Below are 21,231 nucleotides of genomic sequence, written 5' to 3'. Positions count from 1 at the left end.
TTGTTCTCCGTTAGAAGGAAACACCGAGACTCAGGGCAACGAAGTCGCGGTCCACGTTGACGTTGTAATCACCGCCAAAGAAGTTGGTGTACGAGAGGCTGGCTGTGTAGGTGCTCAGGTAGGTGCCGTCGATGCCGACGCTGATGGCTTTGGAGCCTTCGTTGAAGCCCGGCTCGGGGGCGTAGCCGGCGACGTCGTGGGACCAGGCCAGGTTGGGCTTGAGCTCCACGCCCTGGATGATGTTCGAGTACTCCCAGATGGCCCGCGCGCGATAACCCCAGGAAGTCGAGGTGGTGAAGCCGTCGTTGGTGCAGTACTGCGGGGTCTCGCTGGTCGAGGTACACAGGCTGTTGTCCGGCGCGAGCGCCCCCGAGCCGTACGCGGTGCTGCGGCCGTAGCGGATCTTGTCGCGACTCTCCAGGCCGCCGACATGGGTCATGCCGACTTCGCCGATCAGCGTCAGGCGGTCCGCGCCCATCGCCTGGTCGAAGAAGTGCGTGGCAGTGATCTGCGCCTGGGTCACTTCCTTGCGCCGGTAGCCTGAGAGGGCCGTGGAGTTCTGCAGGTCGATAGCCCCCGAGGAGAGTAAGGGGGTGATCGCGGTGACGCCGGTGCCGGCGGAGATCAGGTCGTAGGGGCTGATCTGCACCGGCATGTTCGGCCGATAGCTGATCTCGCCGGCGAGGGTGGTGCCGGTGGGCAGGCTGGTGCTGAAGCTCAGGCCGTAGAGACGGATGTCCTCGGGGTAGTCGACAAAGTACTGCGAAGTGCCTAGACGATAAGCCTGGGTCAGGCTCTGTCCCGCGCTCGTCGCCATCAGCGAAGAGCAGGCGGAAGAGGGGACGCCGAGGTTGCCGCACAAGGTCGGGGCGAAGCCCAGGTCCGCGACGTGAGGACTGGTCACCGAGCTGATGTACGGCTGGCGGCTGTGGTAGTTGATGAAGTAGGCGCCGAACTCGCTGTCCCAGTCCGGTTTGAACCAGCGCAGCGCCAGGCCCCACTGACCGCTGTCGGGGGGATCGTTGTCGTGGGCGCGGGGGATTTCGATGCCTTCGCTGGTCAGCTTGATGCCAAACGGCGAGAGCGCCTGCTGCGCCAGGGGGTTCTGGTAGATGATCGGCCCGACCGGCAGGCCGCCGCAGCCGTCGGCGACCACGTCGTTGGTGGAGAAGAAGGTTCCGCAGTTGTCGATGACGGTCTTGTCCCAGCCGAGCTGGTAGAAGGTTTCCGCCGAGAAGTTCTCGCTCAGGCTCTGCGAGAGATAGAACATGTTGACCGGAACCAGACCTTCCTTGATCTCCGAGCCGGGGCGGCGGAACGATGAGACGTCGATGGGGTTGATCGAGTTGATCCCCCCCTGGATGAAGCTGCTTTCGCCCCAGTTCACCACCTGCTTGCCCAGCTTGACAACGCCGGGCAGCTCGCGGAACTCGTAGTTGTGGTAGACGAACGCATCGAGGAATTCGGCGCCGGCGGACTTGGCGGCTTCCTCGCGGCCGCTGTCGCTGATGTTCTTGTAGCGCATGTCCTCGTCCTTCAGGACGAAGTCGTACCAGTACTTGCCCCGCACGAATATGCCGCTGTCGCCGTACTTCAGCTCCAGGTCGTGGACGCCCTTGAACACCCGGGAGATAGGATCGCCCTCGCGGAAGTTGAGCTTGCCGTCGTCGACGCTATGGCTGTGCAGCAACTCCGCCTTCGGATTCTGCGTCGACCAGGCGGAACCGATCGACAGCGAGGAGTCGAACTGGCCCTGAATCTCGCCGATGGAGAAGGTCGCCGCGTGGCTGCTGGGCATCGCCAGGGTGTAGATGGCGAATGCCGCGGTCAGGCGCAACGGCCTGCAGCTTGGGGGGACTGCCCTTGTCATGGTGAAGCCTCTTGTTGTTGTTTTTTGACTTTCTGCGGGGTGAGCGCCGCCCCAACGCTCGGTTGAACGAGCGCAGCAAGAAGGGCGATCGGCGCGGTGCTAGCGGCGGCGCTGCCGCATCGTTCAGACGGCTGGCGGTCTGGACACGGGTGGCAGCGGCAGGCGGGAGTGGTTAAGGAGTTGTTTCATTGTTGTTGTCTCCTTTTTTTGGGGTGAGCGGGAACCGCCGGCGCGCCGAGAGGCGCGCCTTTCAATTGATGGAGTGGGGCCGGGTCAGTCGATGCTGGGGAGCACGGGCAGCGGCGCCGTAGCGAAGGCTCGGGCCTCGTCAGGGCTGACACCGAGTGCGCGCAGCACCAGTTCGGCGGTATCCGAGCCGGCGTCGCGCCAGGTCTTGTGTCCTTCCAGGACCAGGGTGATGGCGAATAGCACCGAGCCGGCAAGCAAGCCGATTACCGACACCAGTTGCTCCGGGCGGAAGCTGTAACGCTGCTGGGAGAGACCGTCGAGCACGTCCCTGACCGGTGGGCCGTCCCAGAGCTTCTGCAGGGATGCGCTGGAAGCGGAGTAGCGCACCAGGAAATTCCCCCAGTGCGGTTCCTCGTGGGCCCGGCGGATATAGAAGCGGATACCGTTAGCCAGGCGCTGCTCCGGAGCAAGATCGGGGGCGGCGCTGCGTCCGACGCGATCGTTCATTTCGGCGGCCAGTTGGCTGGCGACATCTTCGAAGAGCGAGTCGATGGATTCCAGCTTCTTGTAGATGGTGCCGCGGGCCACGCCGGCGGTCTGCGCCAGTTCGCTGACATTGATCTCATCGATGCGCTTCTCGGCAAAGATGCGGATGGCGGCGTCGTGGATACGTTTTTCGATAGCACTCATAAGAAATCCTGCTCTGAATGGCTATGAGTGAGCAATTGTGTTCACTAGGAGTCAAGTGTTTTTTGTCTTCCTGAAATACTGGACTTGGAGGCAGGCTCTGAGTCTTTATTGACATCATGTGAACGATTGTGTTCATTTTTTGATTGTTTTGTCCATTTTTGTGCCTGCCGTGCCTCGGGCGTCAGCGCTCGCGGTATTCAACCACGTCTGACCGGGGATACTCATGTCCGTAAAACAAGGGCGCATAGACGTCCATCATCACGTCATCCCTCCAGCCTTCGTCGCCATGATGGAGCGGATGGGACTGGAGAAGGTCGCCGGCGCGCCGCTGCCCAAGTGGACGCCGGCAAAGTCGATTGAGGTCATGGACCTTAATGGCATCCAGACCGCCATTACCTCGCTCTCAGCGCCGGGCGTGCACTTCGGTGGCGGGGTTGGAACAGGCGCGCGAATTGGCCATGCGCTGCAACGACTTCGCCGCGCAGATGCGTGAAGACTACCCGGGGCGCTTCGGCAACTTCGCCGTGCTGCCCATGCCTTTCACCGAGGCGGCCTGTCGCGGGCGCTGGATGAGCTGCGAGCGGATGGTGTGGTGCTGCTGGGCAGCACCGATGGGGTGTTCCTGGGCGACCCTCGTTTCGAAGAGCTGATGGCCGAGTTGGAGCGCCGTCAGGCTACGGTCTTCGTCCATCCGAACATGCACGCGACCAGCGAGCAGATCGGCCTGCAGACGCCGGGTTTTCTCATCGAGTTCCTCTGCGACACCACGCGTGCAGCGGTGAACCTGATCCTCAGCGGGACGCTGGAGCGCTATCCGCGCATTCGCTGGATGAGGACAGCCTGTGGTCGGCGGATACCCAGTACGAGATCAATCGCGGCAACGCGCTTGGCCTGTTTCCGCACTATCGTTTGCCAGGAGAGTAGGTCACGCCGGCCCCCCATCTACGCCGCTGAGAGTTTCTCAGGACATATTCGCCGCGGCATGGTGAAACCGTTGGGGGCGCTGGCTGAGCGCATTCGGAACCGCTGAAAGCAGCGGTGTCCGTCGTGCATTCCGGTGCGACGGTTTGGCGGGCTCGGGCGCGCTGTCCTAGCCAGGGGACGGCGACGCTCGGAACCCGCAATCAGTTGGTCGATCGTCGATCAGTATCGATAGGTCAACTGCACGGCCAGCCCATTCGCGCTGTTATTGAATTTGGCGCTGTACGCTGGTTGAAGGCTAGAGTCGCTCGATTGGTTGACCGAGGCCTCGGAGTCCCACAGGTAACCGTAGGCAACGTCGATCGTCATGTCGGTGTTCGGCGAATAGGCTGCGCCCAGGGTCACGGACTTGCGGTTGGCGACGGGGATGCGGACGCTTCGGTCGGCGTTGCGAACGGGTGAAGGGTCGTAGGCGAAACCCGCCCGCAGCAGCCACTGGGAATTCAACTCATAAGAGGCGCCGACTGCGGTCGACCAGGTGTCGTGCCAGTTCAGCTTTTCACCGACACGGCCCAGGCCAGCGGCTTGGCCGATCGGGGACACGTTGCTGTTGACGGCCTCGAATTTGTCCAGGCGGCTCCAGCGTGTCCAGGTAGTGCCGAGGTATCCGGTCCAGCGATCGCTGAAGTGATGGGTGATGGAAGTATCCAGCGATTCCGGCGTGTCGATGTCTACGGTTGCGTTGTATTTCCCGTTCAGCGACAGGAAGCCAGGCGAGTCGGAGACTTCCGTATACCCTTTTAATTTATAGCTGACCTTGGAGTGATAGGTGACGCCCCAACTCGTTGCTCCATTGAAATCAACCAGGAAGCCGATGTTGTAACCAATTGCCGTATCGTCTCCCTTGATCGTGACCAATGTCTCCTTGCCGTTGTTCAAGTTGCCGGTGGCCAGATTGTTCTGAAGCTTCGCGTCGAAGTGATTGAGGGTCGGGCCGCCGCCGATCGACAGATGCTCGTTTATGCGATAGGCAATCGTCGGTTGCAGGGTGATGATCTGGGTCTTGCTGTAAGAGCCGAAGTAACGACCTTGGAATGTACTTTCGTAATCATTGACGAGCCCAAAGGGAACATAGAGTCCCAGTCCCACCGAAAGGCGCTCATCGATGGGGGTGGACAAGTAGGCGAATGGAATGACTGCTGTCGGCGCAGAGTCGCCCTTGTTCGTTCCTTGTGCGTTGCTATTCGCGTCGCTGATGTCATCGTTTATGGAGAGAACGGCGATGCCACCGCTCGCTTCACTGCGCCGCAACTTGGTCAACCCGGCGGGGTTTCCATATATGGTGCTTGCATCCAGCGCGGAAGACGATCGTCCCGCATAGGCAGTGCCCGCACTGCTTGCGCTCTGCTCGTTGAGCGTAAGACCATTGGCGAGTGCAGTTGACGAGCTACCGATCAATGCAGCGGTAACAGCCAGTTTGAACCACCCCGTATTCTGTTGAAGGATGGGTTCTTCAAGTATCGCGCAGCAATTTTTATGCATCTTTTACCTCTTATTGTTTTTGTTGGGCGCGCAGACGGGAACAGCAGGCAAAGCGATGCCCGCCTGCGCATATGTCAGGGTCGCTTGGGATGGTTTCCAATACCTGGCTTGCAATGGCGTCGGTTGCAGGAGCTCTTTCGATCGACTGAAGTAAGTCGGCTTCACTCACTCCATTGAATCTGCAGGCTGTATCGTCCCAGGACAGGGGCTAGAGTCTGCTGGTAAGTTCCGGCGCGAATGTTCACGAGCAGCCCGCGCTTGTTGTCCTGCACGGCCTCTACTGGAATGTCCGGAAGTCCCAGGTTTGCAACTTCCCGTTTTACTACGCAGACGACTTCCCGTTGTTGCAGGCCGGGTTTGAATATCTTGCCCACTGCAGTCAGTGGCAGTTCGTTCAATACTTCGACGCGCTTGGGCACGGCGGCGCGTTCGCTGATGTTCTCGCTAGCGAATGCCAGGAGTTCTTCGCCACTGCAGGACAGTCCTGGCTTCAGTTGCACGTAGGCCACCGGAATCTCGCCGGAATAGGCATCCGGGCTGCCGATCGCCGCGGCCAGTGCGACGGCGGGGTGGGCCTGCAGCACCTCCTCGATCTGCTTCGGGTCGATGTTGTGGCCGCCCCGGATGATCAGCTCCTTCTTGCGACCTGTGAGCCAGAAATAGCCCTCTGCGTCCTGGCGTCCCAGGTCGCCGGTGTTGAGCCAGCGTTGGCCTTCGATTTCGATCCAGAGCCCCTGGTTGTGGCTTTCATCCAGATAGCCAGCGAACAGATTCGGGCCGCAAATGGCGATGACGCCGACCTCATCGGTGTGGGCGTCGCGCTCGTACTCGCCCGTTGGGCCCAGGATCACCGCGCGCATGTCCTGGTAGGCCAGGCGTATCCCGATGGAGCCGACACGCCGCTCGCCGTACGGCGGATTCACCGAGGAAACGCAGGCCCCTTCGGTCAGGCCATAGCCTTCGAGGATGCGCACGCCGGTTCGGCGTTCGAATTCGCGAAACAGTTCGACGGGCATCGGCGCGGCGCCGCAGAGCGCGTATCGAAGGCTCGACAATTCGCGGGTCGAAGGGTCGCATCTGAGCAGGGCTGAATAGACGGTTGGCACGCCGGAGAAGAAATTGATGCCGAAGTGCTCGACCATTTCCCAGAAGTTGGGAATGACCTCGGGGTCGCGATAACCCTGTGCCGTGCCGAGAATCACGTGATCGCCCTGGGTCCAGGGCATCAGCCCGGTGACCAGTTGGCCATTGACGTGGAAGAGCGGCAGGCCGCAGAAGATCACCTGGCTGCTGCGCGGTTGCAGATGGGCAGCCATCGCCCAGGTGTTGAAGACTTCCGAACCGTGCGTGCGGGCGGCGATCTTGGGCAGGCCCGTGGTGCCGCCGGTGCAGAAGTAGGACGAGTGCTCTTCGGGGCGAATACGCCGGCCGCTCTTGAGGTGGGTTCCGGGTTGGGCGTCCATCAGCACGCGCAGATCATGGATGGGGACGCCGCTTTGCAGCTCTCGCTCCCTTCGTGCCATCACGCTGAGTGCGGCACGCTCCTGCTCGCTGACATAGGGTTCCATGCTCACCCAGACCACATGCCTGATTCCCGGCAGGTCATCGAGTTGCGCGGCCAGGTTGGGCCAGAAGTCGCTGCCGGGAGTGGGAGCCAGCGTCACAACCACCGACGCATTGGCCGACTGGAGCAGGCTGGCGATCTGCTTGGCCTCTAGCAAGGGGTTGATCGCCATGACAATGCCCGCCGCTTCGCCGCCCCATATGGTGAAGTGGGTCTCCGGCAGGTTGGGCAGCAGGAAGGCAAGCACCTCCCCGGGCACTATGCCCAGGTCGTGGAAGGCGTTCGCCGCGCGGGTGATTTCCGCGAAGAGCTGCGCGTAGTTCCAGTCGAAGATGTATTTGAAGTCCGAAGCATGGGGGACGAAGCTCAACGCCGGCGCTTCGGGAACGCTTTCGGCGGTACGGCGCAGGGCTTCATAGGTGCTCGGCGCCAGGTGGCGGTCCGCCAGCGGGACTCTTTCGAGCGCCGTGATGTCGGCAAGGGTCTGCACGGTCATCAGGCTTCTCCCACGACGCGGTTGCGTTGTACTCCCAGGTCGATCGCGCCATCGGCACTGCGAATGCGTGCTTCGACGACGTCGCCGACCTTGAGGTATTGCGGCCGGCTTTCCTGCGCCTTGAGGAAGAGCTTCCACTTGGTGGCTTCGGACATCAGCGCGGCGATTTTCTGCTTGGCGGGAGAGGGGATGGATAGGGCGCAGCCGGCCGGCGTGCCGGTGGCGATCAGGTCGCCCGTATCGAGATCCTGCACAGACGAGAGTTCGGTGAGGGTTTCCGCCGGGCCGTAGACCAGGTTGGCGGTGCTGTCGTCCTGGCGCACCTGGCCATTGACCGTCAGGCGCAGTTGCAGGGCCTTGAGGTAGTGCATGTCCTTTTCGCCCAGCAGGCAGAGGTACGGGCCGACCGGGCCGAAGGTGCGGAAACTCTTGCCCTTGTAGAACTGCATCTGCGGAATCTGGATGTCGCGGGCCGAGTAGTCGTTGACGATGACGACGCCGGCGATGAACTCGTGCAGGTTGCTGTCGGTGACGGAAACGGCGCCGCTGATTGCGCGCTTCATGATCAGGCCCAGCTCGATTTCGTAGTCCAGGAAGCGCACGCTGCGCGGCTTGATCAGGACGCTGTCGGCCGCCACCAGGCAGCTCGTCGCCTTGGTGAAGATCATGTTGAATTTTTTCGCGTCGGGGTCCATGCCGGACTCGATCATGTGCTGGCGATAGTTGGCGCCCTGGCACACGAACTGCTGGTTGCGGGTCACCGGCGACAGCAATTTCACCTCGCTCTCGGCCAGCTCGCTGCCCTTGAGCTGAGCCAGGTCCTCGACGCTGTTCTGGCGGATGAAATCCCCGGTCGTAGCGAATTCGCCGGGAATCGGCGTGATGCGGCCCTGGCGGATCACACCCCATTGAACGGTGTTCTGGTGTTCGAAGCGGACGACGTGTACGGCTGGCATTGAAGGCACTCCTGGAGCATCGTTTTCCCCGTGTTCGCGGGTTCGGGGGCTTAGTTGTGGGGATGCGGCGAACTCGGTCGGGCCGCCGATGGGCGCACAGCCCGCCATGGCGGCGCTGACCCGAAGAGCCGCTCGCCTGTCGAGATTGATCGGGGCGCTGACGCGGCGTTAACCGAACAGGCGCATCAGCGCTTTCAGCTTGTGCAGCGTCAGGTCCGGGCTGCGCCTCAGGTTGCGCAGCAAGGCGAGCAGGTTGCTCGGGCTGAGCTTGGGCTTGGTGAAGCTCCTGGGCATTCGCTGCCCCCACTGCGCCATGGCTTCAGGGCTGACGAAGTGAACGCCGGTGGGGTGCGAGGCGGTGAAGACATCGCCATCGCAGTAGTGCTCGTGCTTGTCGCCCCAGGGGTCCTGCCAGTAATCGAAGATCTGGCTGCCGAGGATGTGTCGGCCGATTCCCCAGGCATGCTTCCAGCTGCGTTCCTGCAGGACGCGCTGCCCCATGCCCACGGCATCGGCGTCGACGAGTTCGTAGGCGCTGTGGCTGTAGGTCGCCATGAATCCCTGGGCAATCGCGAGGGTGTGGTGATCCGCCGGCGTGTCACCTCGATCCAGGCGCATGAACGTGACTATGGGCGAGCCGTCCGGAAGCACCTGCACGTCACTGGGAATGAAGCCAAGATGCTGCGTGTACCACGCGCAGGTGGCCTGGTAGTCGGCTACCTCGATGACGACATGCCCCAGCTTCAGTACCTCGGGCGGCGCTATCGGAGGGCGCTGGGTGTCGTTGATCCGCGGCTGCTTCTCGTCGAAGTTGAGCGCAAGTGCCGGCCTGTGCGGCAGCGGATCGCAGGGAGATTGTCCGTGGATGGCCTCTACCACGAATCCGGAAGGGTCGATCAGTCTGACCTGCCGACCGCCGCCCGGATGCTGGATCTTCTCGATCGAGGACGCACCGGGAACCTGCGTTAGACGCTCCAGATCCTCCTCGCTGCGGACTTCCAGTCCGAAACCCAGAAAGCGCGCCTGCGCGGCACGGTGGACGCGATAGCAATAGGGCGTGGGATCGGCTGCGCGGAGGTAGAGCGTATCCGCATCCTGATGGCTGATCGTCAGGCCGAAGTCAGTCAGGAAGCGTGCCGCTTCCTCGAGGTCGGGGCGCTCGAAAATCAGGTGGGCGAGGCGCTGGGCCTTGACCATGGGGGAGGGATGCCGGACCGGTTGAGGCGTCGCCAATCGCGGTAATGCAGTACTGCTGGTCATTGTTCTTGTTCTCCGAACTTTCTTCAGGCAAAAGCCGGCCGCGCCCCCTGTCTGACGGGGGCGTCAACCACATCCATTGCGACGGATCTAGCCGATCGCGGGGAGTGCCGGTAGCTCCGCGGCCGCCAGGCTTCTCGCTTCCTCGAGGGACACGCCGAGGGCCCGGAGCAGAAACTCCGCCGTATCGGTACCCGCTTCGCGCCAGGTCTTGTGTCCTTCCAGCACCAGGAACATTGCCCCCAGCACTGCGCTGGAAATCAGCGTGATGACCGAAAACAGCTGGTCCTGCTGGAAGCGGTAGCGCTGACTGGCGAATCCCTCCAGCAGGTCCCTCGTCGCCTGGCTGGCGAACATCTCGCGCAGGGCGGAGTCGCTCATGGCGAAGCGATGAATGAATGAACCCCACTGGGGCTCTTCATGGGCGCGCCGGATGAAGAAGCGGACGCCATTGGCCAGCCGTTGGGCAGGGTCGTCGAGGGTCTCGAAACTCTTCTTGACCCGTTCATGCATCTCGGCGCTGAGGTGAGCGGCAACCGTTTCGAACAGGTGCTCCATGCTCGGCACGTTGTTGTAGACGGTCCCGCGGGCGACATTGGCCTCGATCGCCAGGTCGCTGATGCTCACGTCGGCCGCGCCGCGCTCGGCGAACAGGCGCAGGGCAGCTTGATGGATACGTCGCTGTGCAGGGCTCAGGGGTTTCACGCTCGGCCTCCAGTTTCTCTCTGAGGAAGATTGAACACGTATGATCAATTTTGGTCAATGGCAATTTTCGTGCTTTCGCCGGATGACATGGGGCTTTCGGCTATAAGGCCGACTAAATTCGGCTTATTATCCGTTTATTGATACGCGCCGGGCGAAAAAAGGGGCCGTTCTCAGAAAAAATATTGAACATTAATGTTCAATAAATGAAGATAATTTAGCCTCGACGTCCTACTCCCGTCGATTCGCACCGGCTCACTTCCAGTCGGCCGATGCCTCTGATCTGGCTCGCGTGGTTTGGCGCGGCGGGGCATCCGGTTCGTATCGATACCGATCCGAACCATGAATCGGTGCGCGATATCTCGCCTACTGAAGGAGCGCGCATGAGCACGTCAAAACTTTTCGAACCGCTGCAATTGCCCAACGGCACCTTGATTGCCAAGGCGGCGATGGAGGAAAACCTCGCGGACGAGGACCACGCGCCCGGTGAGGCATTGATCAGGCTCTACCGCGGGTGGGCCAAAGGCGGAGCCGGGCTGGTCATCACCGGCAACGTCATGGTCGACCGCCCCGCACCAACAGGCGCCCCGATCAGTGGGGCGGCAGCCTGGAAAATTGCGCACGCATCCTCCTGCGCGCCTTCGATGCCATGCGCCAGCGCGTGGCGCCGACCTTCTGCGTGGCCGTGAAGCTCAATTCGGCCGATTTCCAGCCCGGCGGCTTCGACGCTGAGGATGCGGCCTGGGTCGTGGACATGCTGAACGGGATGGTAGTCGACCTGGTCGAGCTGTCAGGCGGCAGCTACGAGAGTCCGGCCATGCAAGGGCAGACTCGCGATAGCAGTCGGCTCGCGCTCCTGGAGTTCGCGAAGACTTATCGGCAGTGGGTCAGCCAGGCTTAATTGACGGAAGATGCGTCCCCGGACGCAACGGGTAACGGAAGATTGGCGATCCTCCTGGCTTTGGCGGGCGTAGCGCCCAAAGCCCTGAGGATCATTTCGGCGACTCGCGCGTCGTGTTCGGCTATCGCTCGGCCTTCTACGACCGAGCGCATCGCCCCGGTGGTGCAGGAAACCACCAGGTCCAGGGCGATGTCCTCGTCCTCGTAAGTGAATGCGCCTTCGCGCAGGCCTTCCTGCAAGTCGTCGAGGACGTGGGCGGCCAGTCGCGAGCGCATCGCTTGGTCGAAATGGAAAATGCGCAACAGGGCGTTGGCCCATTGTGGGTCATCGACGGCCCGGCCTATGAACATGCGCACGCCGATCGATAGCCGCTGGGCGCCGCTCTGCACGTTCGCGCTCAGCGCAGAGATGGCATCGGAAAACTCATCCGCCATCGCGATGCCCACTGCCTCGAGCACTTCTTCGCGGGTGCGGAAGTAGTTGTAGATGGTGCCGTTGGAGACTTCCGCCTCCGTGGCGACCTCGAGCAGGGCGATTTCCCCCACCTCCTTGCGCGCAACCAGCCGCAGCGCCGCATCGATCAAGCCGCGGCGAGTGCGTTCGCGCTTCTTGTGGCCGCGCGTGAGAGGCTGGGACGAGTCCGTTTCGGACGAGGAGGTGGGGGAGGGCATTGTCAGGCTCGCAATCGGGGAGGCTCGCTGATGGTAGCGGAAACGCCCCGGGCATTGGAGCCGTCGCTGGCCAGCAGCTCACGGCACGTCGCGAGCAGGTCGCCCGCGTCTTCGGCAAGGGCGTGATGCATGATGTGGCGGTCGGGGCGGATCGCGACCAGCGTGCCCTTGGCCGCGAGCGGCAGGAGGCCGTGGTTGAGGTCCTCGACTGTCGTTGTGTTGCCTGTCGGGCGTTGGCCGCACGGCACCACCTGGAGGAAGCTGCCCCCCATGCCCAGCCAGGATGAAACCTGGGCAGGGGAGAGTTGCGCCATCGGGTCGATGCCAAAACCCACCAGGGTGAGGTTGTCTCCCAGTGCGTCGTCGCTCAGGTGAATCCGTCCCTGCGCATCGCGAACCCAGGCCTGGGGGAACAGGCCGCCGCGAGCCAGCCGGTCGCCGCGGCGATGGGGCTTGAACAGCCCCTGCCTGAAGCGGTTCTTCGGTTTGATCTCCAGGTCCTCGAAGTACTTTCGGGTAGCCGGCGTCAGCCCGAGCAGGCGCATCAAGCCGTGGGTCAGGAAGGCGCCCAGCTTGCTTCTGGGCATGACCAGGCGCCCCATGAGCTTGGCCATGTCGATCATCGCCTTGGCATGCGGCCGGCGCTCCTGGTCGTAGCTGCCCAGTATCGAAGCACTGGCTTGGCCGCGCAGCACCCAGGCGAGTTTCCAGGATAGGTTGGCGACATCGCGAAGACCGGCGACCAGGCCTTGGCCAACGAAGGGGGGCGTGATGTGGGCGGCATCGCCCACGAGGAAGACGCGTCCCTTGCTGAAGCTGTTGCAGCAGCGGGCGTGGAATCGATAGACCGCCTTGCGTTCGATCTTGAGTTCTCGAGGATCGATCCAGGGGGCGATCAGGCGGGCGATGTTCTCCGGGTTTTCCATCTCTTCCCGGGTCTCCTCCGGCTGCAGCATGAACTCCCAGCGCTCCCTGCCACCCGGCGCGGGCATATGCGGTACGGGGCGGCTGGGGTCGCAGATGAATTCGACGTGATCGATGGCCTTTGTCTGTCGATCGCTGGTGTCGACGATCAGCCAATCCTCGGCATAGGTCTCGCCGACGAAGTCCTGGCCGATCAGGCTCCTGACCCTGGAGCTGGCGCCATCGGCGCCGACGAGATAACGGGCGCGGATGAAGTGCACCTGGCCTTCTTCGTCCCGCACGGAGGCGACGACGCCGTCCGGCTGTTCCGACAGGCGTTCCAGCTCGTAGCCGCCCAGGCTGGTGACGGAATCGAGCTGGGCGACCTTGTTGCGCATCGCGTGCTCGAGGTCGGGTTGGTAGAAGGTCACCAGCTTGGGGTGGCCATCGATGCAGCCCGCGGTGTTGGCCCGGCCGAACTGACCGAGCAGCGGCGAGTGCATCCGTACTTCGGAAATCACGATCTTCTCGAAGGCGTCTTCCGCCAGTCCGGCGAGTTGCAGGATGCGCAGCGCCTCGTTGTCCAGCGCGATCGCCCGGGGCATCAGCATGACCTCATGGGTCTTGTCCAGCACCAGTGTCCTGACTCCATAACGTCCCAGCAGCGCGGCGAGTGTCGCCCCGGCAGGACCGTTGCCTACTACCAGTACATCGACCGTTTCCGGAAGCAGTGCGGAGGTTTTCTTGTTGTTCATAGCGAGCCCTTGTTGTGATTGAAATCGTGGGACGCGGGGTCCCATCGTCAGGCGGGAGTCAGGCTAGTTAAAAGTGAGACAAGTTTCAATATTGGCTTGTGTGTCATTATTTGGAGGCCGCCGGTCGTCAGCATCCAGCGCTGTCCGGGGCGGGCGCCGTGCCCCGCACGGCCATGTCTCGTGAACGGCGCAATGGCGTCGATAGAGTCGAAGGAGCATCGATGAAAAGTCTTCCGAGCCAATAGGTATCGAACGTGGCGCGTCTGCAGCCCAATCCCGATCCCCGCGGATCCGTTTCGCCGATTTCGAACTCGACGAGGGCAATGCCTGCCTGACCCGGCAGGGGCGGGCCGTGGCGCTCACGCCCACGCCCTTCGCACTGTTGTGCGCGCTTGCGCGTGAACCAGGCGCGCTGCTGAGAAAGGACGCCTTGCTGGATGCGGTACTCTCCAGGGCCTTGCGCGGCAGGATCGAGGCACTGAACAGGGCCAGATTGTTGAGCATCGGCGTGAAAGGCTGGTCGAGCCCGAGACGCAGTGTGTGCGCGTCGATCACTTCGTAGCGGGTGATGGGTTTGAAGAAGCGCACCCACTCCGACTTTTCACCGGCGGCGCGCTGCAGCGAATAGACCACGTCGTCTGCTGTCACCGGTTCTCTATTGGAGAACTTCGCATCGCGCAGGTGGAAGGTGTACGACTTACCGTCCTCGGCGACGTCCCAACGTTCGGCCAAGCCGGGTTCGAGTCGGGTGCCATCGGCGCTAGGTCGTACGAGATGGTCGAAGATTAACAGGACGGGTTGTCGCTGGATGCGATGGGGTCGAGCGTCAGGGCGTCTTCAGCGATGCCCAGGCGTAGCGTCGCGGCCTGGACCAGAGTGGGGGGCAGCAGCGCTGCGAGGGTGCCCACCAGTATGGCTGCACGAGCAAAGAGGGGATGGTGCCTTGTTTTGGCCATTGACTGAGTGTCATGGGGGTTCTCCAGATGATCTCTAACGGCAGTCTTGTTGTAGGAATTCAGCGTCGTTATCGAGCCGGTTAGCGACTGGAACGTTGCTCCGGCGACTTAATTGTTGGTGTATCTGGAACTTGCTCGCCCCCCGCCTAGGGGGTTTCCGCATGCTTGAGGCAGGAAGAGTGCTGGAGCAAATAGCAATGCGGGTATGCTCAATAACCTAAGGTTATGCTTTGGTCGCCCTCGGAATCTCTCCCGTTCCGTCTTTGCCGGCATGGTTGCCGCCGGCCAGGTTGGCCCGATGAAGCCGTACGAAACCTTCTGCGCAACTCGCGGCCTGACGCAGCAGCCAGGTCGCCGAGGCCGAGAGGCGGCCGTCGGCGCGGCTCAGCGCGAAAAGGTTCACGGGGATTGGTGGGCGTAGCTCTCTGACCTGCAAGGCACCGTCGACGCCGGAATAGGCGGTGAACGGATCGACGATGGCCAGGCCCATGCCGGCTTCTACCAAGGAGCGCGCCAGATGATAGGTCTGCACGCGAATTTCGATGCGCGGTGCAGCGCTGGCCTCGGATAGGTGGTGGGTAAGTTGGCCGCCGAGCGCGTCGCGGCTATCCAGGCCAATCAGCGGCAAGTCACTGAGATCTTCCATCGTCATAGGCTGCTGCAAGGCGTCAGCGCTCCAGTAATTCTGGCCGGCGATCACCTGCATGCGCCCCTGCGCCAGCGCCTGAACGCGTAGACCCGGATGCTTCGGATCCTGCAGGGAGAAGCCGATGTCGGCTTCGTGCAACAGCAGGCTTTCCACCAGTTCACGAGTATGGTGTGTGGCCAGTTCGCAGGCGGTGGAGGGGTAGCGCTTGTGCCAGGCCGGAATGACCTTGGGGAGCAGGGTGTGAGCCAGGGTTGGCGTGGTCATCACCCGCAGCGCCTGGTCCTCCTGGCCGCGCAGGTTGACGGCGAGGCGGCGGACTGCCTGCAGGTCCTCAAACACGCGGATGGTGGCGCCCTCGAGGATGCGCGCCTCTGCGGTTGGTTGCAGCTTGCCGCGTACCCGGTGGAATAGACTGAAACCCAGTTGCGCTTCGGCGTGCTGGAGTGCCTTGGTTGCTGCCGGCTGGGAAATATTCAGCAAACTGGCCGCTCCGGTTACGGAACCGGTCTGCAGAATCGCCTGGAAAATTTCGATGTGACGTAGACGCATGAGGTCTCCAAGGCCATAACTTTAGGAAATACTCTAGCGCCGATTGTTCATTGGCTCCTTCCATTGCCGCCCGCTTATTGTCCCGGCATCCGAATTCAAGGTGCGAGACAGATGACCAAACATGTAGCCGTGATTGGGGGCGGCGTGGTCGGCGTGGCGACGGCGTGGGCACTGGTATGCAGTGGGCAGCAGGTCACTCTGATCGAGACGAATGCCGGGGTTGGCGAGGAAACCAGCCACGCGAATGGCGGACAGCTCAGCTATCGCTATGTGTCGCCCCTCGCCGATGCCGGCGTACCAATCAAGGCACTGGGTTGGATGTTGCAAGGGGCAAGGGCCCCCCTACGTTTCCGTCCGCGCCTTGACCCGCGACAGTGGCGGTGGTGCCTGGAGTTCCTGCTGGCTTGCCGCCGCAGCGTCAACCTGCGTAATGGCGAGCATCTGTTGCGGCTTGCCCTATACAGTCAAGCGGTGCTCGAGAGCTGGCGGGAGGTACACGGCCTGGATGGATTCGCCTGGCGACGCAACGGCAAGCTGGTCATTCACCGCGACGCCAAAGGGTTCGCGACGGCTGCCGCGAAAGCCGGTGATAGCGGACAGCAGGTACTTGATGTCACGGGCTGCCTTTCGCTCGAACCGTCGCTGGAGACCCTGGCCAGCAAGCTGGCCGGCGGCATTTACAGTGATGGCGACGAGGCCGCCGATTGCTATCAGTTCTGCGTGCAATTGGAGCAGTGCCTCCTGGCTAGCGGTCGATACCGTCGGATACAGGGACGCGTGGCGGGGTTCGAGCGCAAAGGCGTGTCCATCACTGCATTGCGCCTGGTCAATGAGCAGTACGTCGGTGCCGATCACTACGTACTTGCGGCCGGAAATAGTAGCGATCGATTAGCTGCACAGCTGGGTATTCGGCTGCCTCTGTATCCACTGCGCGGATACAGCCTGACGCTGCCGCTGACCAGCGACGCCCAGGTGCCTGACGCCAGCGTCACCGACTTCGACAACAAGGTGGTTTATGCCCGCCTGGGCGATCGGTTCCGGATCGCGGCGATGGTCGATATCGGTGTGCGCGATGCCACTCCTGATCCCCAGCGGCTGGCGGCCCTTCGGCGCCTTTGCATGGAGACATTTCCCGGCGCGGGCGACTACGCCGAGGCGTCGATCTGGGCTGGCCTACGCCCCTCAACGCCGGAAGGTCCGCCGATCATCGGCGCCAGTCCGATGAAAAACCTCTGGTTGAATGCTGGCCACGGCAGCCTCGGCTTCACCCTGGCCTGCGCCAGCGCTCAGGTAATCGCCGATCTAGTTGCTGGACGGTCCGCACCCATATCCCTTGAAGGTCTGGCTCTGCCGGGTCAACACACATGAAAAGAAGCAAGGAGATACACATGTCGATTCAACGCATCGAATCCACTGAGCGCTTGAGTGGCGCCGTCGTTCACGCGGGGCTGGTATACCTTTCCGGGCAGGTTCCCAATGATCGAACCCTTGACTGTGCAGGGCAGACCCATGAGGTGTTGGCGAAAATCGATCGCCTGCTCGAGCAGGCTGGAAGTAGCCGGGCGCAGATTTTAGCAGCTCAGATCTGGCTGAAAGACATTCAGTGCGATTTTGCCGCGATGAACCAAGTCTGGGTCAATTGGCTTCCGGCTGGAACTGCGCCAGCGAGAGCAACAATTGAAGCCAACTTGGCGTCTTCAGATGTCCGTGTAGAAATCATGCTGGTCGCAGCAAAAGCACCAACTTGAGTGGATGATTGGCTTTCATTGCTGAAATACCCCGATAGCGGGGTCGAAGGCGGTAAGTGGGGTGGTTGATGGGTAGGACCAATGTCCTGGGGGATGTTGAGGTCTCGACCGATCTATGCTGAAACCTCAACGACACTGAAACCGGACTTAAATCCAGCGTCGGAACAGCACGCTGGCGTTGACCCCGCCGAAACCGAAGCCATTGGACAGGGCATACTCCATGGGCAGGTGCTGGGCCCGGCCGCGAATCAGGTTTAGGCCTTCGGCAGCGGCATCCGGGGCTTCCAGATTGAGTGTCGCCGGAGCCACTTGATCGCGCAGCGCAAGTACGGTGAAGATCGCCTCGATCCCCCCTGCGGCACCCAACAAGTGGCCAGTGGCGGATTTGGTCGAACTGATCGCAAGGCCGCTGTCTTTGCCGAACAGGGCTTTGATTGCCGCCAGCTCGCCTTTATCACCCACTGGGGTCGAGGTGGCGTGGGCATTCAGGTGCTGAACCTGGGATGCTTCCACGCCGGCTTGGCGCAGTGCCTGCTGCATCGCCCGGCGGGCGCCGTCGCCGTCTTCCGGCCCGGCGGTCATGTGGTACGCATCGGCGCTGGTGCCATAACCCACCAGTTCGGCAATGGGCTTGGCGCCGCGCGCCAGGGCATGGTGCAACTCTTCGATGACCAGCAGGCCGGCGCCTTCGCCCATAACGAAACCGTCGCGGGCCTGATCGAAGGGGCGCGAGGCGCGCTCCGGGGTGTCGTTGTAATCGCTCGACAGGGCGCGTGCGGCAGCGAAGCCAGCCAGGCTGACCCGGTGAATAGCCGCTTCCGCCCCGCCACAGAGCGCCACGTCAATTTCCCCCGCACGAATCATCCGCGCAGCGTCGCCGATGGCCTGGACGCCCGCCGCACACGCCGTCACTGGAGCCCCCAACGGCCCCTTGAAGCCATGACTAATTGAGACATGACCGGCGGCCATATTGCTGAGAAATGACGGAATGGTGAAGGGTGATAAGCGCCGCGGCCCCTTGCTGTCAGTCGTCCGCACGGCTTCGGCAATCGCCGGAAATCCGCCCACGCCCGAAGCGATGATGGTGGCGGTGCGCTCCTGCGCCTCTGGGGTTTGCGGCGCCCAGCCGGCCTGTGTCAACGCTTCATGGGCCGCTGCCAGGGCGAACAGAATGAAGCGGTCCATCTTGCGCTGTTCTTTTGGTGCCAGCAGTAGATCCGGATCGAATCCGGCCTCAGGGTCTTGGGTGCGGTCGGGAACCTGGCCGCCGATGCTGATCGACAGATCGCCGATTAGCTCCCGCGGCAACTGGCGGATCCCCGACTGCCCAGCCAGCAGGCGTTGCCATATCTGCTCGACTCCGCAGCCAAGTGGGGTCAGTGCGCCCATGCCTGTGACGACGATACGTTTGTTCATGATGGTCCAACTCCTTCTGCTTATGGGGGGGTAGCGACATATGGACGTTACTATCATTATGAAAGTAACATGCCAAACCAACAAATGTTTGAACCCCGTAAGGAACTGCCATGCAGCGCAAGACCCTCATCCATGCCGAATGCCCGATCGCCCGTAGCCTGGAAAGGGTTGGCGAGTGGTGGAGCATTTTGATCATGCGCGATGCCCTGCATGGCCTCAGACGCTTTGAGGAGTTTTCCCGAAGCCTGGATATTGCCCCGAACATGCTCACCAGACGCTTGAACTCGCTGGTGGAGGCGGGGCTGCTCGAGCGTCAGCCTTACAGTCAGCGCCCGCTGCGCTACCAATACGTGCCGACTGCCAAGGGCGAAGATTTCCGCGTGGTGCTCATGGCCTTTGTGGTCTGGGGCAATCGCCATTACGCGCCAGAAGGGGAAAGCGTGCAGATTGTCGAGCGGGAGACTGGGCGGCCGGTGCTGCCGGTGATGGCGGATATCGCCGATGGCCATCTTGTGCCCTTGGACCAGTGCCGCGTGCAGGCCGGACCAGCCGCCAGCGCGGGCATGCGTAAGCGGCTGGGATCCATGGCTGACCAGGATTGAACTTTGCCAGGTCGATTGAGGGACAGTGCAGCGGATGAGCGCGGCACTTTATGACTGCCAGCGGTTATCCGCCTTGTAACTCACCATCCATGGCACGCCCAAGGCGATCAACCAGCATACCGCTGCACTCGACCCAGACGGACGCTTGCAGCGGCAGTTGGAAAGGACACCGAGACAGTGGTGAATGCACTGATCGAGAATGCTCAGCGATTGCCTCAGGAACTCTGATCGGTTGAGTCCACAGCCGAATTCTGCCGATCACGACAGGCAGAGATCGGCCATTAGCTGCCTCTCGTAAGAGGCAGCTTCCGATCCGTTGTGGCCGTTCGCGGATACCCTAAACCGGCCAGAAGAGGTTGCTGACGCCTCCTTGACGGAGGGGATAGCAGGCTGGCCCGCGAGGGCAAAGGCCAAGTTGTTCCCAGCCACAGCAACAGGCGTGCATGATGGATATGATAGCAACCCGGCCCTAGTGATTGGAGACTTGCCCATGATCAAAGTTAGCGTGATGTACCCAAATGCCCCAGGCGCTCGATTCGACCATGACTATTACCGAGACAAGCATATGCCCCTTGTGAAGGAGCGCATGGGGGACAAATGCAAGTACTACACGATCGATAAGGGACTGTCTGGTGCAGAACCCGGAGCGCCGGCGACATACGTTGGCATGTGCCACATCTTCTGCGACTCGGTGGAGGCCTTTCAGGCGGGCTTTGGCCCACACGCAAAAGAGATTTTGGCGGACATCGCGAATTACACGGACCAAAAGCCAGTACTGCAGATCAGTGAGGTAGTGGTGGGCTGACCATCCTTATTTCAGATGCTCCCAAGGGCTATATGGAATAACCTTGCGCCACGAATCAACCTCGAAGCTGTGAATTGAACGATGGGTTTTGAACAACTAGCTGGACTACGTGACCGCCTGCGGGCTGAGAAAGAGCAGGCAAAGACCAGCAGCGCAATGCGCCCCAAGCAGAAGTCCTCCCCGCAGGCGAAGCCTCGTGACCAAGACCCCGCGGTGGAAGCGATCTGGCGATTGCAGAAGCACTTTCCTTTGGCCTTTCCTGTCAATCCGGCGCCCAAGGTTCCGCTGAAGCAAGGCATCTTCAAGGATGCTGAGCAACACCTGGAGCTGCTCGGAATAACCAGCGAACAGCTCAAAATGGGCATCGCCACTTGGTGCCGGGGAACTCGTTACTGGGCAAGCTTGGTGGAGAATGCGCTACGCCTGGACTTGAGAGGTCAAGCAGCTGGTACTGTGACCGCCGCTCAGGCGCAGTACGCGAAGCAACAGGCGTCGCGGCAACGCAGCCAAGACCGACGAAATCGAGCGAAGCAAAAAGCGCGTGTCCCGGCCCCAACCGTTATCCCAGAGGAACTGACCGCGGACTGAATTCACGCGCGCCCTGCATCGAGTCATCCAACCACTCAGATTACTGGCAAGGCGCGCGATGCGCTGGCAAGGCGATTCGAAGGGCAGCTTCTGGCCGGTTTCTGCACGTCGCGACCGGCAGAAACCGGCCACAAGGAACCTCGGAAGGGCAAAGGGCCGGGCAGGCGGCAGAGATGGCTCAGCCGTGCCGCGCTCGGCTCGCCTGTACTACCCGGTGTGCCGGCACGCGCAGTTGCGTCAGCAGGTATTCGGCGAATTCCAGCGAGAAGGGTTGCAGGGCAATGGCGCGCTCCATGCAGCTTAACCAGGCGGCGCTGCGTGCTTCGTCGATCGGCCATTGGGCGTGGAAAGACGGGATGGAGATGGAACCGTATTTTTCACTGAACAGCTTTGGGCCGCCCAGCCAGCCGCTGAGGAAACAGGCCAGTTTGTCGCGAGACTGTTCCAGGTTTTCTGGGTGCATGCGGCGCAGGTCGGCCGCATCCGGCAGTTCGTCCATGA

21 protein-coding genes and 1 pseudogene are annotated in these 21,231 nt (G+C 61.9%); 8 read left to right on the top strand and 14 right to left on the bottom strand.

Annotation, left to right across the window (positions count from 1 at the left end; genetic code table 11):
* Positions 1–10 precede the first annotated feature (10 nt).
* Both BLQ74_RS26425 and BLQ74_RS26420 read right to left on the bottom strand, forming a co-directional pair.
* The gene (locus BLQ74_RS26425) at positions 11–1,870 is read right to left on the bottom strand and encodes a DUF1302 domain-containing protein (protein ID WP_090268435.1); all 1,860 of its coding nucleotides are present in this window, start codon (positions 1,868–1,870) and stop codon (positions 11–13) included.
* 273 nt (positions 1,871–2,143) lie between these two features.
* Positions 2,144–2,749, bottom strand: coding sequence for a TetR/AcrR family transcriptional regulator (locus tag BLQ74_RS26420; protein ID WP_090268433.1), 606 nt, complete (start codon positions 2,747–2,749; stop codon positions 2,144–2,146).
* Between the two features lie 223 nt (positions 2,750–2,972).
* Here BLQ74_RS26420 and BLQ74_RS27865 point away from each other — a divergent pair, with 223 nt between their 5' ends.
* Both BLQ74_RS27865 and BLQ74_RS27860 read left to right on the top strand, forming a co-directional pair.
* Positions 2,973–3,242, top strand: a complete 270-nt coding sequence (locus BLQ74_RS27865; RefSeq protein ID WP_244507278.1) for a hypothetical protein — start codon at positions 2,973–2,975, stop codon at positions 3,240–3,242.
* Between the two features lie 99 nt (positions 3,243–3,341).
* On the top strand, positions 3,342–3,779 hold the full coding sequence (locus BLQ74_RS27860) for an amidohydrolase family protein (protein WP_244507277.1): 438 nt from the start codon (positions 3,342–3,344) through the stop codon (positions 3,777–3,779).
* A gap of 113 nt (positions 3,780–3,892) precedes the next feature.
* Here BLQ74_RS27860 and BLQ74_RS26410 read toward each other — a convergent pair whose 3' ends face one another.
* From BLQ74_RS26410 to BLQ74_RS26390, 5 genes are all read right to left on the bottom strand, one after another.
* The gene (locus tag BLQ74_RS26410; RefSeq protein WP_090268431.1) at positions 3,893–5,212 is read right to left on the bottom strand and encodes an OmpP1/FadL family transporter; all 1,320 of its coding nucleotides are present in this window, start codon (positions 5,210–5,212) and stop codon (positions 3,893–3,895) included.
* Between the two features lie 161 nt (positions 5,213–5,373).
* Entirely contained in the window at positions 5,374–7,272 is a 1,899-nt protein-coding gene (locus tag BLQ74_RS26405; protein WP_090268427.1) for an acyl-CoA synthetase, read from the bottom strand.
* On the bottom strand, positions 7,272–8,228 hold the full coding sequence (locus tag BLQ74_RS26400) for a fumarylacetoacetate hydrolase family protein (protein WP_090268425.1): 957 nt from the start codon (positions 8,226–8,228) through the stop codon (positions 7,272–7,274). Before BLQ74_RS26400 ends, BLQ74_RS26405 begins: the two co-directional genes overlap by 1 nt.
* 168 nt (positions 8,229–8,396) lie before the next feature.
* Entirely contained in the window at positions 8,397–9,488 is a 1,092-nt protein-coding gene (locus BLQ74_RS26395; RefSeq protein WP_090268423.1) for a VOC family protein, read from the bottom strand.
* A gap of 87 nt (positions 9,489–9,575) precedes the next feature.
* A complete protein-coding gene (locus tag BLQ74_RS26390; RefSeq protein ID WP_090268420.1) occupies positions 9,576–10,190 on the bottom strand; it encodes a TetR/AcrR family transcriptional regulator in 615 nt (204 codons plus the stop codon).
* 380 nt (positions 10,191–10,570) lie between these two features.
* Here BLQ74_RS26390 and BLQ74_RS26385 point away from each other — a divergent pair.
* Positions 10,571–11,058: pseudogene (locus tag BLQ74_RS26385) on the top strand (oxidoreductase); the annotation flags it as partial.
* 26 nt (positions 11,059–11,084) lie between these two features.
* Here the strand turns inward: BLQ74_RS26385 and BLQ74_RS26380 are convergent.
* The 5 genes from BLQ74_RS26380 to BLQ74_RS26365 form a co-directional block, all read right to left on the bottom strand.
* Positions 11,085–11,759 (bottom strand): TetR/AcrR family transcriptional regulator, encoded by a 675-nt coding sequence (locus BLQ74_RS26380; RefSeq protein WP_090268419.1) that lies wholly within the window; start codon positions 11,757–11,759, stop codon positions 11,085–11,087.
* A gap of 2 nt (positions 11,760–11,761) precedes the next feature.
* Positions 11,762–13,417, bottom strand: a complete 1,656-nt coding sequence (gene mhpA, locus BLQ74_RS26375; protein WP_090268417.1) for a bifunctional 3-(3-hydroxy-phenyl)propionate/3-hydroxycinnamic acid hydroxylase MhpA — start codon at positions 13,415–13,417, stop codon at positions 11,762–11,764.
* A gap of 63 nt (positions 13,418–13,480) precedes the next feature.
* Positions 13,481–14,149, bottom strand: a complete 669-nt coding sequence (locus BLQ74_RS27510) for an ABC transporter substrate-binding protein (protein WP_170842881.1) — start codon at positions 14,147–14,149, stop codon at positions 13,481–13,483.
* 53 nt (positions 14,150–14,202) lie between these two features.
* Positions 14,203–14,325, bottom strand: a complete 123-nt coding sequence (locus BLQ74_RS28005; RefSeq protein ID WP_280139901.1) for a hypothetical protein — start codon at positions 14,323–14,325, stop codon at positions 14,203–14,205.
* Between the two features lie 271 nt (positions 14,326–14,596).
* On the bottom strand, positions 14,597–15,571 hold the full coding sequence (locus tag BLQ74_RS26365; protein WP_090268413.1) for a LysR family transcriptional regulator: 975 nt from the start codon (positions 15,569–15,571) through the stop codon (positions 14,597–14,599).
* Between the two features lie 111 nt (positions 15,572–15,682).
* On the opposite strand from BLQ74_RS26365, the gene BLQ74_RS26360 reads away from it, so the two are divergent.
* Positions 15,683–16,939 (top strand): D-amino acid dehydrogenase, encoded by a 1,257-nt coding sequence (locus BLQ74_RS26360; RefSeq protein WP_090268411.1) that lies wholly within the window; start codon positions 15,683–15,685, stop codon positions 16,937–16,939.
* Positions 16,940–16,959: 20 nt separating this feature from the next.
* Positions 16,960–17,319 (top strand): RidA family protein, encoded by a 360-nt coding sequence (locus BLQ74_RS26355; protein ID WP_090268409.1) that lies wholly within the window; start codon positions 16,960–16,962, stop codon positions 17,317–17,319.
* Positions 17,320–17,466: 147 nt separating this feature from the next.
* Here the strand turns inward: BLQ74_RS26355 and fabF are convergent, their stop codons facing one another.
* Positions 17,467–18,735: a beta-ketoacyl-ACP synthase II gene (fabF, locus tag BLQ74_RS26350; RefSeq protein ID WP_090268407.1), complete on the bottom strand. Its 1,269-nt coding sequence runs from the start codon at positions 18,733–18,735 to the stop codon at positions 17,467–17,469.
* 110 nt (positions 18,736–18,845) lie between these two features.
* Here fabF and BLQ74_RS26345 point away from each other — a divergent pair, with 110 nt between their 5' ends.
* The 3 genes from BLQ74_RS26345 (at position 18,846) to BLQ74_RS26335 (ending at position 20,730) form a co-directional block, all read left to right on the top strand.
* Entirely contained in the window at positions 18,846–19,337 is a 492-nt protein-coding gene (locus BLQ74_RS26345; RefSeq protein WP_090268405.1) for a winged helix-turn-helix transcriptional regulator, read from the top strand.
* A gap of 490 nt (positions 19,338–19,827) precedes the next feature.
* Positions 19,828–20,142 (top strand): EthD family reductase, encoded by a 315-nt coding sequence (locus BLQ74_RS26340; RefSeq protein ID WP_090268403.1) that lies wholly within the window; start codon positions 19,828–19,830, stop codon positions 20,140–20,142.
* Positions 20,143–20,223: 81 nt separating this feature from the next.
* Positions 20,224–20,730 (top strand): ProQ/FinO family protein, encoded by a 507-nt coding sequence (locus BLQ74_RS26335; protein WP_090268401.1) that lies wholly within the window; start codon positions 20,224–20,226, stop codon positions 20,728–20,730.
* A 178-nt stretch (positions 20,731–20,908) separates the two neighbouring features.
* Here BLQ74_RS26335 and BLQ74_RS26330 read toward each other — a convergent pair.
* The coding region (locus tag BLQ74_RS26330) for a globin domain-containing protein (RefSeq protein ID WP_090268072.1) at positions 20,909–21,231 on the bottom strand (323 nt) is incomplete at its 5' end.

The sequence above is a fragment of the Pseudomonas panipatensis genome (genome assembly GCF_900099785.1).
Taxonomy (GTDB): Bacteria; Pseudomonadota; Gammaproteobacteria; order Pseudomonadales; family Pseudomonadaceae; genus Pseudomonas; species Pseudomonas panipatensis.
The sequence above is the reverse complement of the archived record's forward strand: the minus strand, read 5'-3'. Positions and strand labels throughout refer to the sequence as shown.